The sequence below is a fragment of the Citrobacter sp. RHBSTW-00524 genome, from assembly GCF_013747755.1.
In the GTDB taxonomy this organism is placed as follows: Bacteria; Pseudomonadota; Gammaproteobacteria; order Enterobacterales; family Enterobacteriaceae; genus Citrobacter; species Citrobacter braakii.
In genome coordinates, this window is sequence record NZ_CP056421.1 from 3632943 (window position 1) to 3648538 (window position 15596).

At 52.1% G+C, this 15596-nt stretch carries 12 protein-coding genes and 7 tRNA genes; 18 read left to right on the forward strand and 1 reads right to left on the reverse strand.

Annotated features, from left to right (window positions below):
- Positions 1 to 150 precede the first annotated feature (150 nt).
- The 12 genes from nagB (at position 151) to HV229_RS17675 (ending at position 7143) form a co-directional block, all read left to right on the forward strand.
- A complete protein-coding gene (nagB, locus tag HV229_RS17620) occupies positions 151 to 951 on the forward strand; it encodes a glucosamine-6-phosphate deaminase (protein WP_003022803.1) in 801 nt (266 codons plus the stop codon).
- Between the two features lie 60 nt (positions 952 to 1011).
- The gene (gene nagA, locus HV229_RS17625) at positions 1012 to 2160 is read left to right on the forward strand and encodes an N-acetylglucosamine-6-phosphate deacetylase (RefSeq protein ID WP_032931096.1); all 1149 of its coding nucleotides are present in this window, start codon (positions 1012 to 1014) and stop codon (positions 2158 to 2160) included.
- Between the two features lie 8 nt (positions 2161 to 2168).
- Positions 2169 to 3389, forward strand: coding sequence for an N-acetylglucosamine repressor (locus HV229_RS17630; RefSeq protein ID WP_016152247.1), 1221 nt, complete (start codon positions 2169 to 2171; stop codon positions 3387 to 3389).
- Positions 3390 to 3544: 155 nt separating this feature from the next.
- On the forward strand, positions 3545 to 4297 hold the full coding sequence (gene nagD, locus HV229_RS17635) for a ribonucleotide monophosphatase NagD (RefSeq protein ID WP_005121413.1): 753 nt from the start codon (positions 3545 to 3547) through the stop codon (positions 4295 to 4297).
- A gap of 252 nt (positions 4298 to 4549) precedes the next feature.
- Entirely contained in the window at positions 4550 to 6214 is a 1665-nt protein-coding gene (asnB, locus tag HV229_RS17640; RefSeq protein WP_181546033.1) for an asparagine synthase B, read from the forward strand.
- A gap of 222 nt (positions 6215 to 6436) precedes the next feature.
- Positions 6437 to 6513, forward strand: a tRNA-Met gene (locus HV229_RS17645).
- Positions 6514 to 6521: 8 nt separating this feature from the next.
- A tRNA-Leu gene (locus HV229_RS17650) sits at positions 6522 to 6606 on the forward strand.
- A gap of 23 nt (positions 6607 to 6629) precedes the next feature.
- A tRNA-Gln gene (locus HV229_RS17655) sits at positions 6630 to 6704 on the forward strand.
- Positions 6705 to 6741: 37 nt separating this feature from the next.
- Positions 6742 to 6816 (forward strand) — tRNA-Gln (locus tag HV229_RS17660).
- 21 nt (positions 6817 to 6837) lie between these two features.
- A tRNA-Met gene (locus HV229_RS17665) sits at positions 6838 to 6914 on the forward strand.
- Between the two features lie 43 nt (positions 6915 to 6957).
- A tRNA-Gln gene (locus HV229_RS17670) sits at positions 6958 to 7032 on the forward strand.
- A gap of 36 nt (positions 7033 to 7068) precedes the next feature.
- Positions 7069 to 7143 (forward strand) — tRNA-Gln (locus tag HV229_RS17675).
- 103 nt (positions 7144 to 7246) lie between these two features.
- Here HV229_RS17675 and ubiF read toward each other — a convergent pair.
- A complete protein-coding gene (gene ubiF / locus HV229_RS17680) occupies positions 7247 to 8422 on the reverse strand; it encodes a 3-demethoxyubiquinol 3-hydroxylase (RefSeq protein ID WP_065554191.1) in 1176 nt (391 codons plus the stop codon).
- 145 nt (positions 8423 to 8567) lie between these two features.
- Here ubiF and miaB point away from each other — a divergent pair, with 145 nt between their 5' ends.
- The 6 genes from miaB (at position 8568) to gltI (ending at position 15570) form a co-directional block, all read left to right on the forward strand.
- Positions 8568 to 9998, forward strand: a complete 1431-nt coding sequence (gene miaB / locus HV229_RS17685; protein ID WP_016152245.1) for a tRNA (N6-isopentenyl adenosine(37)-C2)-methylthiotransferase MiaB — start codon at positions 8568 to 8570, stop codon at positions 9996 to 9998.
- Positions 9999 to 10189: 191 nt separating this feature from the next.
- On the forward strand, positions 10190 to 11236 hold the full coding sequence (locus tag HV229_RS17690; RefSeq protein ID WP_019076268.1) for a PhoH family protein: 1047 nt from the start codon (positions 10190 to 10192) through the stop codon (positions 11234 to 11236).
- Complete coding sequence (ybeY, locus tag HV229_RS17695; RefSeq protein WP_003835559.1) at positions 11233 to 11700, forward strand: rRNA maturation RNase YbeY; 468 nt, start codon at positions 11233 to 11235, stop codon at positions 11698 to 11700. Before HV229_RS17690 ends, ybeY begins: the two co-directional genes overlap by 4 nt.
- Before the next feature lie 162 nt (positions 11701 to 11862).
- Positions 11863 to 12741 (forward strand): CNNM family magnesium/cobalt transport protein CorC, encoded by an 879-nt coding sequence (gene corC, locus HV229_RS17700; protein WP_181546035.1) that lies wholly within the window; start codon positions 11863 to 11865, stop codon positions 12739 to 12741.
- A gap of 24 nt (positions 12742 to 12765) precedes the next feature.
- Positions 12766 to 14304 (forward strand): apolipoprotein N-acyltransferase, encoded by a 1539-nt coding sequence (gene lnt / locus HV229_RS17705; protein ID WP_181546037.1) that lies wholly within the window; start codon positions 12766 to 12768, stop codon positions 14302 to 14304.
- A gap of 357 nt (positions 14305 to 14661) precedes the next feature.
- Complete coding sequence (gltI, locus tag HV229_RS17710) at positions 14662 to 15570, forward strand: glutamate/aspartate ABC transporter substrate-binding protein GltI (protein WP_016152242.1); 909 nt, start codon at positions 14662 to 14664, stop codon at positions 15568 to 15570.
- Positions 15571 to 15596: the final 26 nt, after the last annotated feature.

The window sequence follows — 15596 nt, forward strand, 5'->3', positions numbered from 1 at the left end:
CCCTCCCTTCCACTGGCTAACTACGAAAACTTATTTTATCATTCAAAAAATCGAAACGGATTGATCCTTACCGATGCAAAACCAGGTTACGCTTAATACTGCACAGAGACTCAATCCGCCAATTGCTTACATTTACTTTTGAGGTGAAGAATGAGACTGATCCCCCTGAATACCGCTGAACAAGTCGGCAAATGGGCTGCTCGCCATATCGTTAACCGTATTAACGCGTTCAAACCAACGGCTGATCGTCCGTTCGTTTTGGGCCTGCCGACTGGCGGTACTCCGCTGACAGCCTACAAAGCATTGGTTGAAATGCACAAAGCGGGCCAGGTAAGCTTCAAGCATGTTGTGACGTTCAATATGGACGAATATGTTGGCCTGCCGAAAGAGCATCCGGAAAGCTACCATAGCTTCATGCATCGCAACTTCTTTGATCACGTTGATATTCCAGCAGAAAACATCAACCTCCTCAATGGTAACGCACCGGATATTGATGCAGAATGCCGTCAGTATGAAGAAAAAATCCGTTCTTACGGTAAAATCCACTTGTTTATGGGCGGCGTAGGCAACGATGGTCACATCGCGTTCAACGAACCAGCCTCTTCTTTGGCTTCCCGTACTCGCATCAAAACGCTGACTCACGACACGCGTGTTGCGAACTCACGCTTCTTTGACGGCGACGTCAGCCAGGTGCCTAAATATGCGCTGACCGTTGGCGTGGGCACCCTGCTGGATGCCGAAGAAGTGATGATCCTGGTACTGGGCCACCAGAAAGCGCAGGCGCTGCAAGCCGCCGTTGAAGGCAACGTTAACCATATGTGGACCATCAGCTGTCTGCAGTTGCATCCGAAAGCCGTTGTGGTCTGCGATGAGCCTTCCACCATGGAACTGAAAGTGAAGACGCTGAAATACTTTAACGAGTTAGAAGCGGAAAATATTAAAGGTCTGTAATTGATGTCTCCGCCCTGTCGATAAGTTGCAGGGCGGCATTTTTTGAAATCGGGGGTCGGAATGTATGCTTTAACCCAGGGCCGGATTTTTACCGGTCACGAAATTCTTGATGACCATGCGATTGTTGTCGCCAATGGCCTGATTGACAGCGTTTGCCCACTGGCTGAGTTACCGTCAGGAATTGAACAGCGCTCACTGAATGGGGCCATTGTTTCCCCCGGTTTTATCGATGTACAGCTAAACGGCTGCGGCGGCGTACAGTTTAACGATACGGCAGAAGCCGTGACCGTTGAAACGCTGGAAATCATGCAGAAAGCCAATGAAAAATCTGGCTGCACCAGCTACCTGCCAACGCTTATCACCACCAGCGATGACCTGATGAAACAAGGCGTTCGCGTCATGCGTGAATACCTGGCGAAACACCCAAATCAGGCACTAGGACTTCATCTGGAAGGTCCGTGGCTGAATCTGGTGAAAAAAGGCACCCATAATCCGGGATTTGTCCGTCAACCGGACGCTGCGCTGGTTGATTTCCTGTGCAATAATGCCGATGTGATCACCAAAGTAACGCTGGCGCCAGAAATGGTCCCGGTAGAGGTCATTACCAAGCTGGTGAATGCGGGTATTGTGGTTTCTGCGGGTCACTCAAATGCAACGGTAAAAGAAGCAAAAATCGGGTTCCGCGCAGGTATCACCTTTGCGACGCATCTGTTCAACGCGATGCCGTACATTACCGGTCGCGAACCAGGTCTGGCGGGCGCTATTCTTGATGAAGCCGATATCTACTGCGGTATCATCGCCGATGGCCTCCACGTTGATTACGTTAACATTCGTAATGCCAAACGCCTGAAAGGCGACAAGCTGTGCCTGGTCACCGACGCAACCGCACCAGCAGGTGCAAACATTGAACAGTTCATTTTCGCTGGTAAAACAATATACTACCGTAATGGATTGTGCGTTGATGAGAACGGTACACTGAGCGGCTCATCATTAACCATGATTGAAGGCGTACGCAATCTGGTCGAACATGCGAATATCGCTCTCGACGAAGTCTTACGTATGGCAACGCTCTACCCTGCTCGCGCCATTGGCGTCGACAAACAACTCGGCAGCATCGCGCCAGGCAAAGTAGCCAACCTGACTGCGTTCACGCACGACTTTAAAATTATCAAGACCATCGTTAATGGCAACGAGGTCGTTACTGAGTAAGAGAAAGAATGACACCAGGCGGACAAGCTCAAATAGGTAATGTTGATCTCGTAAAACAGCTTAACAGCGCGGCGGTTTATCGCCTGATTGACCAGCATGGGCCAATCTCGCGAATTCAAATTGCCGAGCAAAGCCAGCTTGCCCCCGCCAGCGTAACGAAAATTACGCGTCAATTGATTGAACGCGGGCTGATCAAAGAAGTCGATCAGCAGGCCTCTACCGGGGGCCGCCGCGCTATCTCTATCGTCACCGAAACCCGCAATTTCCACGCGATTGGCGTACGCCTGGGCCGCCACGATACTACGCTCACGCTCTATGATATGAGCAGTAAAGTGGTCGCTGAAGAGCATTATCCCCTCCCGGAGCGCACCCAGGAAACGCTCGAGTATGCGCTGCTCAACACCATTGCCACCTTTATTGAGAACTGCCAGCGGAAAATCCGCGAGCTGGTTGCGATTTCCGTCATTCTGCCAGGCCTGGTTGATCCTGAAAGCGGCGTCATCCGCTATATGCCGCACATTCAGGTCGAAAACTGGGGGCTGGTCGAAGCACTCGAAAAACGCTTTAAGGTCACCTGCTTTGTCGGTCACGATATTCGCAGTCTGGCGCTGGCCGAGCACTATTTCGGGGCAAGCCAGGATTGCGAAGACTCCATTTTGGTGCGTGTTCACCGCGGAACCGGGGCGGGAATCATCTCCAATGGCCGAATTTTTATTGGTCGCAATGGCAACGTGGGTGAGATTGGCCATATTCAGGTAGAGCCGCTGGGTGAGCGCTGTCACTGCGGTAATTTCGGCTGTCTGGAAACAATTGCCGCTAATGCCTCTATTGAACACCGCGTGCAGAACTTATTGAAACAGGGTTATCCCAGCCGACTCACGCTGGATGATTGCGGCATTAAAGCCATCTGTAAGGCGGCTAATAAAGGCGATAACCTGGCATCAGAAGTCATTGAGCACGTTGGTCGTCACCTGGGTAAAACCATCGCCATCGCCATCAACCTGTTTAACCCACAAAAAATCGTCATTGCGGGCGAGATTACCGAGGCTGATAAAGTGCTGCTGCCTGCTATAGAAAGCTGTATCAACACGCAGGCGTTGAAAGCGTTTCGCCACAATTTACCGGTGGTTCGTTCCACGCTGGATCACCGTTCAGCCATTGGCGCCTTTGCGCTGGTGAAGCGTGCGATGCTCAACGGTACATTGCTGCAACGTTTGCTGGAAAGCTAATACCAAGCAGCCTCTGCGTTAGCTGCATCTGCTCACCCTAGTCACTTACTTCAGTAAGCTCCCGGGGTTCTCAGACTTGCCCCCTTGATGCAACTCGAATGATTTAGTGTATTTTGTGTATAGTAATGCCTTCTTTTTTTGATGTCGGATTGTCCATGGCCATTAAGAATGTAATTTGTGATATCGACGGCGTGCTGATGCACGACAATGTTGCCGTACCGGGTGCGGCAGAATTTCTGACTGGGATCCTGGAAAAAGGCCTGCCGTTAGTTTTGCTGACTAACTATCCTTCACAGACCGGGCAGGATTTGGCAAACCGCTTCGCCACCGCGGGTGTGAATGTCCCTGATAGCGTCTTTTATACTTCCGCCATGGCTACCGCTGATTTTCTTCGCCGCCAGGAAGGGAAAAAGGCCTACGTGGTAGGTGAAGGTGCGTTAATTCACGAGCTGTATAAAGCCGGGTTTACTATTACTGACGTGAACCCCGATTTTGTGATTGTTGGCGAGACGCGATCCTATAACTGGGACATGATGCATAAAGCAGCATATTTTGTGGCCAACGGCGCGCGTTTCATCGCCACAAACCCGGATACTCACGGACGCGGCTTTTATCCCGCCTGTGGTGCGCTGTGCGCTGGTATCGAAAAAATCTCTGGCCGCAAGCCGTTTTATGTGGGCAAACCCAGCCCGTGGATTATTCGCGCGGCGCTCAACAAAATGCAGGCGCATTCGGAAGAGACCGTTATCGTTGGCGACAACCTGCGTACCGATATTCTGGCGGGCTTCCAGGCGGGTCTCGAGACCATCCTGGTATTGTCTGGCGTTTCGACGCTCGACGACATTGACAGCATGCCGTTCAGACCAAGCTGGATTTACCCGTCCGTTGCGGAAATTGATGTGATTTGATGCGTAAGCCGGATAAGACGCCCCCGCGTCATATCCGGCCAGAAGAAATCCTTCCATTTAATAAAACCGCCATAAAATTATCGATTCATTAATAAACCCGTCTATTCTGTAATCTTTTTTCACCAATCCACAATGACCATTGCGTTTTTTATTTTCTGACCCGTAATTCACTTGCGCCCTCTCCAGCTTTGCGGCATTTTCTTTATCAAGCAAACATAAAAAGCATCACGCAACAGGTTAACGGAGAAGGTTATGTGTTCTATTTTTGGCGTATTCGATATTAAAACTGACGCAGTTGAACTGCGTAAAAAAGCCCTGGAATTGTCTCGTCTGATGCGCCATCGCGGCCCGGACTGGTCGGGTATTTACGCCAGTGATAACGCCATTCTGGCGCACGAACGTCTATCCATCGTCGACGTCAACGCCGGTGCTCAGCCGCTGTACAACGTGAAGAAAACGCATATCCTGGCGGTTAACGGTGAAATTTATAACCATCAGGCGCTGCGCGCTGAATACGGCGATCGCTATCAGTTCCAGACCGGTTCCGACTGCGAAGTTATCCTTGCACTGTATCAGGAAAAAGGCCCAGAGTTTCTGGATGACCTGCAAGGCATGTTTGCTTTTGCTCTGTACGACAGCGAGCAGGACGCTTATCTGATCGGTCGCGATCATATCGGGATCATCCCGCTGTATATGGGTTACGACGAGCACGGTAACTTCTACGTTGCGTCTGAAATGAAAGCTCTGGTTCCCGTGTGTCGCACGATCAAAGAATTCCCGGCCGGTAGCTATTTATGGAGTAAAGACGGCGAAATTCGTCAGTACTATCAGCGCGACTGGTTTGAATACGATGCGGTAAAAGACAACGTTACCGATAAAAACGAGTTGCGTCAGGCACTGGAAGATGCAGTGAAAAGCCACCTGATGTCAGATGTTCCTTATGGTGTATTGCTGTCCGGCGGTCTGGATTCATCCGTCATTTCCGCAATCACCAAAAAATACGCCGCGCGTCGTGTTGAAGATCAGGAGCGTAGCGAAGCCTGGTGGCCGCAGTTGCACTCCTTCGCCGTAGGCCTGGAAGGCGCTCCGGACCTGAAAGCCGCGCAAGAGGTGGCGAACCATCTGGGTACTGTGCACCATGAGATCCACTTCACCGTGCAGGAAGGTTTGGATGCTATCCGCGACGTGATTTATCACATCGAAACTTACGATGTTACGACGATTCGCGCCTCGACCCCGATGTACTTAATGTCGCGTAAAATTAAAGCTATGGGCATTAAAATGGTGCTGTCGGGCGAAGGTTCTGACGAAGTATTTGGCGGCTATCTCTATTTCCACAAAGCACCAGATGCAAAAGAGCTGCACGAAGAGACCGTGCGTAAGCTGCAGGCGCTGCATATGTTCGACTGTGCCCGTGCCAACAAAGCTATGTCGGCCTGGGGAGTGGAAGCTCGCGTGCCCTTCCTGGATAAGAAATTCCTTGATGTGGCGATGCGCATCAACCCGCAGGACAAAATGTGCGGCAACGGCAAAATGGAAAAACATGTTCTGCGCGAATGTTTTGAGTCCTACCTGCCAGCAAGCGTTGCATGGCGCCAGAAAGAGCAGTTCTCCGATGGTGTCGGTTACAGCTGGATTGATACCCTGAAAGAGGTGGCCGCTGAGCAAGTTTCTGACCAACAACTGGAAACCGCCAACTTCCGTTTCCCTTACAACACGCCATCATCTAAAGAAGCGTATTTGTACCGTGAGATTTTCGAAGAGCTGTTCCCGGTTGCGAGCGCTGCGGAATGTGTGCCTGGCGGGCCGTCTGTTGCCTGTTCTTCTGCCAAAGCAATCGAATGGGATGAGGCGTTTAAAACCATGAACGATCCTTCTGGTCGTGCGGTTGGCGTACATCAGTCCGCTTATAAATAAGTTAATCCTTAGAAAAGGGCCCTGCGGGGCTCTTTTTTATGTCTATTTTCTGTGCAAAAAAACAATTAATAACTAATAATTGCCGAATATTGCGTCATGCTGTTCGCAACCTAACCAAACAGTCACATTCCAGCTATTTTCAATGAAAAAGGGGTTGACGCTTCAAGGCTCAATACGCATAATGCGCCCCGCAACGCCGATAAGGTTACGCGAAAAAAAGATGGCTACGTAGCTCAGCTGGTTAGAGCACATCACTCATAATGATGGGGTCACAGGTTCGAATCCCGTCGTAGCCACCATCTTTTTTGCGGGAGTGGCGAAATTGGTAGACGCACCAGATTTAGGTTCTGGCGCCGCAAGGTGTGCGAGTTCAAGTCTCGCCTCCCGCACCATTCACCCGTAAGCGTTGCACGGATGGGGTATCGCCAAGCGGTAAGGCACCGGTTTTTGATACCGGCATTCCCTGGTTCGAATCCAGGTACCCCAGCCATTTTTTCTTCGATGTAGCGGTTCACCGCAACGGTCATTGGGGTATCGCCAAGCGGTAAGGCACCGGTTTTTGATACCGGCATTCCCTGGTTCGAATCCAGGTACCCCAGCCATCGAAGAATATGATAATATCTGGCTACGTAGCTCAGCTGGTTAGAGCACATCACTCATAATGATGGGGTCACAGGTTCGAATCCCGTCGTAGCCACCATATTAAGGACGTATCGACTCGTTCGGTAAATCCAAAAAATTGTTGGGGTATCGCCAAGCGGTAAGGCTCTGGTTTCTGATACCAGCATTCCGAGGTTCGAATCCTCGTACCCCAGCCAATTTCAAAAAGCCGTCCATTCTGTGGATGCACCCGTTGGGGTATCGCCAAGCGGTAAGGCTCTGGTTTCTGATACCAGCATTCCGAGGTTCGAATCCTCGTACCCCAGCCATATTAAAAAAGCTCGCTTCGGCGAGCTTTTTGCTTTCCTGCATTTATTACCTGATGGCGTCATGCTTACCAGGCCTACAACGTTCTCTGTAGGCCTGTCTGAATTACAATCCTAACGCGTACTTGAGTGCCTGGCGTTTCAACATACCGGCGCGCTCTGCGGCCATTAGCCCAAGATTACGCATGATACGCAGCGGCTGCAGGTTGTTGCTAAATCCTGCGTAGAACAGATCCATGCCGCTTTGCATGATGAAATTGTCAGTCATGCGACGGTTCTGATAGCGCTTCAGCACCGGCTGACTTGCCCAGGACTCACCGTAGCTGCGCGCATTCACCAGCACGTCAATCAGCGCATCCACATCACGGAACCCCAAATTAACGCCCTGCCCCGCCAGCGGATGAATGGTATGCGCGGCGTCACCCACCAGCGCCAGTCCTGGCTGCACATATTGCAGCGCGTGACGGCGCGTTAGCGGGAATGCCCCCGCTGCCACAGGTGTAACGTTACCGAGTCGCGATGGGAAATGTTTGGCGATCTCCACCTGCAGTTGCGACATATTCAAACCTTGCAACTGGCGGATACGCGCCGGTGAGTCGTACCACACCAACGAGGCCCAGTTATCAAACAGCGGTAAAAATGCGCGCGGACCGTCAGGGGTGAATTGCTGCCAGGTGCTGTCTCCCGGCGAATTCTCGCACTGCACGGTTATCAACATACAGGACTGCGCATACTGCCAGGCATGGATACCAATCCCGGCCATTTTCCGCACCTGAGAATTTGCGCCATCGGCGCCGATGACCAGCTTCGCACTAATTTTTTCGCCACCAGCCAGCTCAAGCTCATGCCGATCGTTATGTTGATGCAGAGAGATCAGCGACGCAGGCACGCGCAGCGTGACTTTGGGGTGAACGTCCAGAGCCTGCCAGAGCGCCTGTTGCAGGACCGTGTTTTCCACCATATAGCCCAGCAAGGGCAGCTTAAGCTCGGCGGCATCAAACATCACATGGGCATTTTCCCATTCCCACGTTTCCAGACGACGGTAAGGATGGCTGCGCATCCCCTGAACCGTATCCCAGACGCCCAGCCCTTTCAGTAACGACACGGAGGCGGAGCTGATGGCCGAAATTCTGACATCAGGCTGTCCGTCAGCCACAAACGGCGCGGGAACGGCATGCTCAATGACCGTTACCGTAAATCCATGCTGCGCCAGTCCTAGCGCCAGCGCGCCGCCGACCATCCCCCCGCCGACAATGGCAATTTCCGTTGGTTGATTTGTCATGGTCAATTATCCTGTTACATGTATTGTGTAAGTTTACAGGATTTTTTACCCCTTGAGGCTGACATCCGTCATACTGGTCACAACCGCGCCAAAGCAGTACACTATGCGCCCTGCATTTCAGCCACAATTTCGCAAGAGCAAGTCGATGACCAAAAAACTCCATATTAAAACCTGGGGCTGTCAGATGAACGAATACGATTCATCGAAGATGGCCGATCTGCTGGATGCCACCCATGGGTATCAACTGACCGACGTGGCCGAAGAAGCGGATGTGCTGCTGCTGAATACCTGCTCTATCCGTGAGAAGGCTCAGGAAAAAGTCTTCCATCAGTTGGGCCGCTGGAAGCTGTTAAAAGAGAAAAACCCCAAGCTGATCATCGGTGTCGGTGGCTGTGTTGCGTCTCAGGAAGGCGACCATATTCGCCAACGCGCGCACTATGTCGATATTATTTTTGGGCCGCAAACCCTGCATCGTCTGCCGGAAATGATTAACAAAGTGCGTGGAAGTACCACCCGTAGCCCGGTGGTTGATATCAGTTTCCCTGAGATCGAAAAATTCGACCGCCTACCGGAACCGCGTGCTGAAGGTCCAAGCGCTTTCGTGTCAATCATGGAAGGTTGTAATAAATATTGTACTTACTGCGTGGTGCCATACACCCGCGGTGAGGAAGTGAGCCGTCCGGCGGACGATATCCTGTTTGAAATCGCCCAGCTTGCGGCGCAAGGCGTGCGTGAAGTGAACCTGCTGGGACAAAACGTGAACGCCTGGCGCGGTGAAAACTACGACGGCACGATCGGATCTTTTGCCGATCTGCTGCGGCTGGTCGCGGCGATCGATGGCATTGACCGTATCCGCTTCACCACCAGCCATCCGATCGAATTCACCGATGATATCATTGAAGTGTATCGTGACACGCCAGAACTGGTGAGCTTCCTGCACCTGCCGGTACAGAGCGGTTCAGATCGCGTACTGAACCTGATGGGACGCACCCATACCGCGCTGGAATATAAAGCGATCATCCGCAAACTGCGCGCAGCGCGTCCGGATATCCAGATTAGCTCCGACTTCATCGTTGGCTTCCCAGGCGAAACCACGCAGGATTTCGAGCAGACCATGAAGTTGATTGCAGACGTCAATTTTGACATGAGCTACAGCTTTATCTTCTCTGCGCGTCCAGGCACCCCTGCCGCCGATATGGTTGACGACGTGCCGGAAGAAGAGAAAAAACAGCGCCTGTATATTCTGCAGGAGCGTATTAACCAGCAAGCCATGGCCTGGAGCCGTCGCATGGTCGGCACGACCCAGCGCATTCTGGTTGAAGGCACATCGCGTAAAAGCATCATGGAACTGTCTGGCCGTACCGAAAATAACCGAGTGGTGAACTTTGAAGGCAACCCGGAAATGGTCGGTAAGTTCGTGGATGTAGAAATTACCGATGTCTGGACGAACTCCCTGCGCGGTAAAGTGGTGCGCACCGAAGACGAAATGGGTCTGCGCATCGCTGAATCCCCTGAGTCGGTTATTGCGCGTACCCGCAAAGAAAACGATCTGGGCGTCGGTATTTATCAGCCTTAATCTTCAATGCCCGATGGCGCTACGCTTATCGGGCTTACTCTTCTGGGCTCGCTGCCCCGGCGGGCCTTGTAATCTACCTCATCATCCCCATATTTATCGCAATGCTTGCGCCTTTCCCCCATGGCGTGAATAATTTCCTTAGATGCCGGTAAATGTTCAGCGTCCGGCAAGACATGCAAAAGAGGAACAGTTTGAACATAGACACTCGTGAAATCACCCTTGAACCCGCAGACAATGCCCGCCTGTTGAGCCTTTGCGGCCCATTTGATGACAACATCAAGCAGCTGGAACGTCGCCTCGGCATCGAAATTAACCGCCGTGATAACCACTTTAAGCTGACCGGTCGCCCAATTTGCGTCACCGCGGCGGCAGATATTTTACGTAGCCTGTACGTCGATACTGCCCCAATGCGCGGTCAGACGCAGGACATTGAGCCTGAACAAATTCATCTGGCAATTAAAGAAGCGCGAGTGCTTGAGCAAAGCGCAGACAGCGTGCCGGAATTTGGCAAAGCGGTGAACATCAAAACCAAGCGCGGGGTAATTAAGCCGCGTACGCCGAACCAGGCACAATACATTGCGAATATCCTCGACCACGACATCACCTTTGGCGTTGGCCCTGCGGGTACGGGTAAAACGTATCTTGCGGTTGCCGCTGCGGTTGATGCGCTTGAGCGTCAGGAGATCCGTCGAATTCTGCTGACCCGCCCGGCAGTGGAAGCGGGCGAAAAACTCGGCTTCCTGCCGGGTGACCTCAGCCAGAAAGTCGATCCCTACTTACGACCGCTGTATGACGCACTGTTCGAAATGCTCGGGTTTGAGAAGGTCGAAAAGCTGATTGAGCGTAACGTCATTGAAGTTGCGCCGCTGGCCTACATGCGCGGTCGTACATTAAACGATGCGTTCATCATTCTTGATGAGAGCCAGAACACCACCATCGAACAGATGAAAATGTTCCTGACCCGTATCGGCTTTAACTCTAAAGCGGTTATCACCGGCGATATCACCCAGATTGACCTGCCGCGAAGCACCAAATCCGGTCTGCGTCATGCCATTGAAGTGCTGGCTGAAGTCGACGAAATTAGTTTTAATTTCTTCCATAGCGAAGACGTGGTTCGCCACCCGGTGGTCGCCCGTATCGTCACGGCGTATGAAGCCTGGGAAGAAGCAGAACAGAAACGCAAAGCCGAGCTGGCTGCAGAACGCAAGCGCGAAGCTCAGGAGCAGGAACAAAAATGAGTCAGGTTATTCTCGATTTACAGCTGGCATGTGAAGACGAATCCGGTTTACCAACAGAAAGTCAGTTTCAGGGTTGGCTGGATGCGGTGATCCCCCAGTTTCAGGAAGAGTCTGAAGTTACCATTCGTCTGGTCGATGACGCGGAAAGCCACGAGCTGAACCTGACCTATCGCGGGAAAGATAAATCAACCAACGTACTCTCTTTCCCGTTTGAAGCCCCGCCGGGCATTGAAATGCCGCTGCTGGGCGATTTGATCATCTGCCGTCAAGTAGTCGAGAAAGAAGCGCAGGAACAAGGCAAACCGCTTGAGGCCCACTGGGCGCACATGGTGGTGCACGGTAGCCTGCATTTACTCGGTTACGACCACATCGAAGACGATGAAGCGGAAGAGATGGAATCCCTCGAAACAGAGATTATGCTTGCTCTGGGCTATGAGGATCCGTACATTGCCGAGAAAGAATAAGCATTTCGAAATCTTGTAAGCCTGATAAGGCGCAGCCGCCATCAGGTATTGCGCCTTATCCGGCTTACCTGGTTTGAAGTACGATGAAGAGACATGCCGTCAACAGCTGAATATACGCATGACGAGCTTTGTATTAACTAACATGAGAACCCATACGACGCCATGAGCGACGACAATTCACACAGTAGTGACACCTTAAACAGCAAAAAGGGATTTTTCTCCCTGTTACTGAGCCAACTTTTCCACGGTGAACCAAAAAACCGCGACGAACTGTTGGAGCTGATCCGTGATTCCGGGCAAAACGACCTTATCGATGAAGATACGCGCGATATGCTCGAAGGGGTGATGGATATTGCGGACCAACGCGTGCGCGACATCATGATCCCTCGCTCTCAGATGATTACCCTGAAACGCAACCAGACCCTGGACGAATGTCTCGATGTCATAATCGAGTCTGCCCACTCGCGTTTCCCGGTGATCAGCGAAGACAAAGATCACATTGAAGGGATTCTGATGGCCAAAGATCTGCTGCCGTTTATGCGCAGCGATGCCGAAGCCTTCAGCATGGAGAAAGTGTTACGCCAGGCGGTTGTCGTACCTGAAAGCAAGCGAGTTGACCGCATGCTGAAAGAGTTCCGCTCCCAGCGTTATCATATGGCTATCGTCATCGACGAATTCGGCGGTGTCTCAGGTCTGGTGACCATTGAGGACATCCTTGAACTGATCGTGGGTGAAATTGAAGATGAGTACGACGAAGAAGACGATATCGATTTCCGTCAGCTTAGTCGCCACACCTGGACCATTCGCGCTCTGGCGCCGATTGAAGACTTCAACGACGTTTTCGGTACCCATTTTAGCGACGAAGAAGTAGATACCATCGGCGGGCTGGTCATGCAGGCCTTTGGTCATCTGCCCGCGCGCGGGGAGACTATCGACATTGATGGTTACCAGTTCAAAGTGGCAATGGCCGACAGCCGTCGTATTATTCAGGTTCATGTCAGAATTCCGGACGACTCACCCCAGCCCAAACTGGACGAATAAACCCGAAACTGGATCTAAGACTACATGGCATTTGCCCCATTAATTGAACGCCAGCGCATTCGCCTGCTGCTGGCGTTATTATTCGGTGCCTGCGGGACGCTGGCTTTCTCTCCGTATGACATCTGGCCCGCTGCGATCGTTTCGCTGATGGGCCTGCAGGCTCTTACCTTCAATCGCCGTCCGCTCCAGTCTGCCGCAATCGGCTACTTCTGGGGATTGGGGCTGTTTGGCTCCGGCATCAACTGGGTTTACGTCAGCATCGCGCAGTTTGGCGGTATGCCGGGCCCCATTAATGTGTTCCTCGTGGTTCTGCTTGCCGCATACCTTTCCCTCTACACCGGCCTGTTTGCCGGCGTGTTGGCGCGTCTGTGGCCGAAAACCACCTGGATACGCGTGGCGATTGCCGCGCCGGTCGTCTGGCAAATAACCGAATTCCTGCGCGGCTGGGTACTGACCGGCTTTCCGTGGCTACAGTTCGGCTACAGTCAGATCGACGGTCCGTTAAAAGGGCTGGCTCCGGTAATGGGCGTTGAGGCGATTAACTTCCTGCTGATGGTGGTTAGCGGCCTGCTGGCGCTGTCGCTGGTGACGCGTAACTGGAAGCCGCTGATTGCCGCGCTAGTGCTCTTTGCTCTGCCCTTTCCGCTGCGCTATATCCAGTGGTACACGCTTGAGCCGGAAAAAACCACTCAGGTCTCGATGGTGCAGGGTGACATTCCGCAGTCGCTCAAATGGGATGAAGGTCAGTTACTCAACACCCTGAAGATTTATCTCGACGCCACCCAGCCTGAGATGGGCAAATCACAGCTGATCATCTGGCCAGAATCCGCTATCCCGGACCTGGAAATTAATCAGCAGCGTTTTCTGGGCATGATGGATGACCTGCTGAGATCGAAAAACAGCACGCTGATTACCGGTATCGTTGACGCACGTCTGAACAAGCAGAATCGTTACGACACCTACAACACCATCATCACACTGGGTAAAGACAGCCCGTACAGTTACGACTCCAGCAACCGCTACAACAAAAACCATCTGGTACCGTTTGGCGAGTTCGTCCCGCTGGAATCGATCCTGCGCCCGTTAGCGCCGTTCTTTGACCTGCCAATGTCGTCTTTCAGCCGTGGGCCTTATGTGCAGCCACAGCTGCATGCGCACGGCTTTAAGCTGACGGCTGCCATCTGCTATGAAATCATTCTTGGCGAACAGGTACGGGATAATTTCCGCCCGGATACGGACTACCTGCTGACGATTTCCAACGATGCATGGTTTGGTAAATCCATCGGCCCGTGGCAGCACTTCCAGATGGCACGTATGCGTTCCCTCGAGCTGGCGCGCCCTCTGCTGCGTAGCACCAACAACGGTATTACGGCGGTGATTGGTCCACAGGGTGAGATTCAGGCGATGATCCCGCAGTTTACCCGCCAGGTCCTGACCACCAGCGTGACGCCAACGACGGGCTTAACCCCTTATGCCCGTACCGGTAACTGGCCGCTCTGGCTGCTTACCGCGCTGTTTGGCTTTGGTGCAGTGGTAATGAGCCTGCGCCAGCGTCGTAAGTAACCTTCCTTTCCCGGCCGGATAACGTTTCGCTTATCCGGCCCACAAAACATTTCCCGCTCCCCATTCTGGCACGTCTATTGCTTTGTTCTACAAGACAAATGCAGTTTTGGCTGAATGTGCAACCTGGTCGCACCAACGTTGAGCGCCGGTAGCACCTGAAAAGTGCAACAAGATATTTTTGCCCCCAAATGGTGCGGCGCACCTCGCAAAAATAAACAATAAAACAGCAAATTCTTTACATTCATCCAAACTAAATGTTAACAAACATATACAAGACTGCACGTTTTAGTAGCAAACAATAACAACATCACAATGGGTATCAATGCGTCCCTGGCGCAGACGATAAAGGAGTTGGATATGCAATTACGTAAGCTCGCCACTGCCATGCTGGTCATGGGAATGTCCGCCGGTCTGGCGCACGCAGAAGACGCAGCACCAGCGGCAGGCAGCACGCTGGACAAGATCGCCAAAAACGGCGTGATTGTGGTCGGCCACCGTGAATCATCGGTACCGTTTTCTTACTACGATAATCAACAAAAAGTGGTCGGTTATTCACAGGATTACTCCAACGCGATCGTTGAAGCCGTGAAGAAAAAACTGAACAAGCCTGACCTGCAGGTGAAACTGATCCCGATTACTTCACAAAACCGTATCCCGCTGCTGCAAAACGGCACCTTCGACTTTGAATGTGGCTCCACCACCAACAACGTCGAGCGCCAAAAACAAGCGGCTTTCTCTGACACCATTTTCGTTGTTGGTACTCGTCTGCTGGCGAAAAAAGGCGGCGACGTCAAAGATTTCGCCGATCTGAAAGGTAAAGCCGTAGTCGTGACTTCGGGTACCACCTCAGAGGTGCTGCTGCACAAGCTGAATGAAGAGCAAAAAATGGATATGCGCATCATCAGCGCGAAAGACCACGGTGACTCTTTCCGTACTCTGGAAAGCGGCCGCGCCGTTGCCTTTATGATGGATGACGCCCTGCTGGCTGGCGAGCGCGCGAAGGCGAAGAAACCAGACAACTGGGAGATCGTCGGCAAGCCGCAGTCTCAGGAAGCTTACGGCTGCATGCTGCGTAAAGATGACCCTCAGTTCAAAAAGCTGATGGATGACACTATCGCCAAGGCGCAGACCTCAGGCGAAGCTGAGAAATGGTTTGATAAGTGGTTTAAAAATCCAATTCCACCGAAGAACCTGAACATGAATTTCGAACTGTCAGACGAGATGAAAGCCCTGTTCAAAGAACCGAATGATAAAGCGCTTAACTAATTAATTAGAAGAGTACACAAAACCTT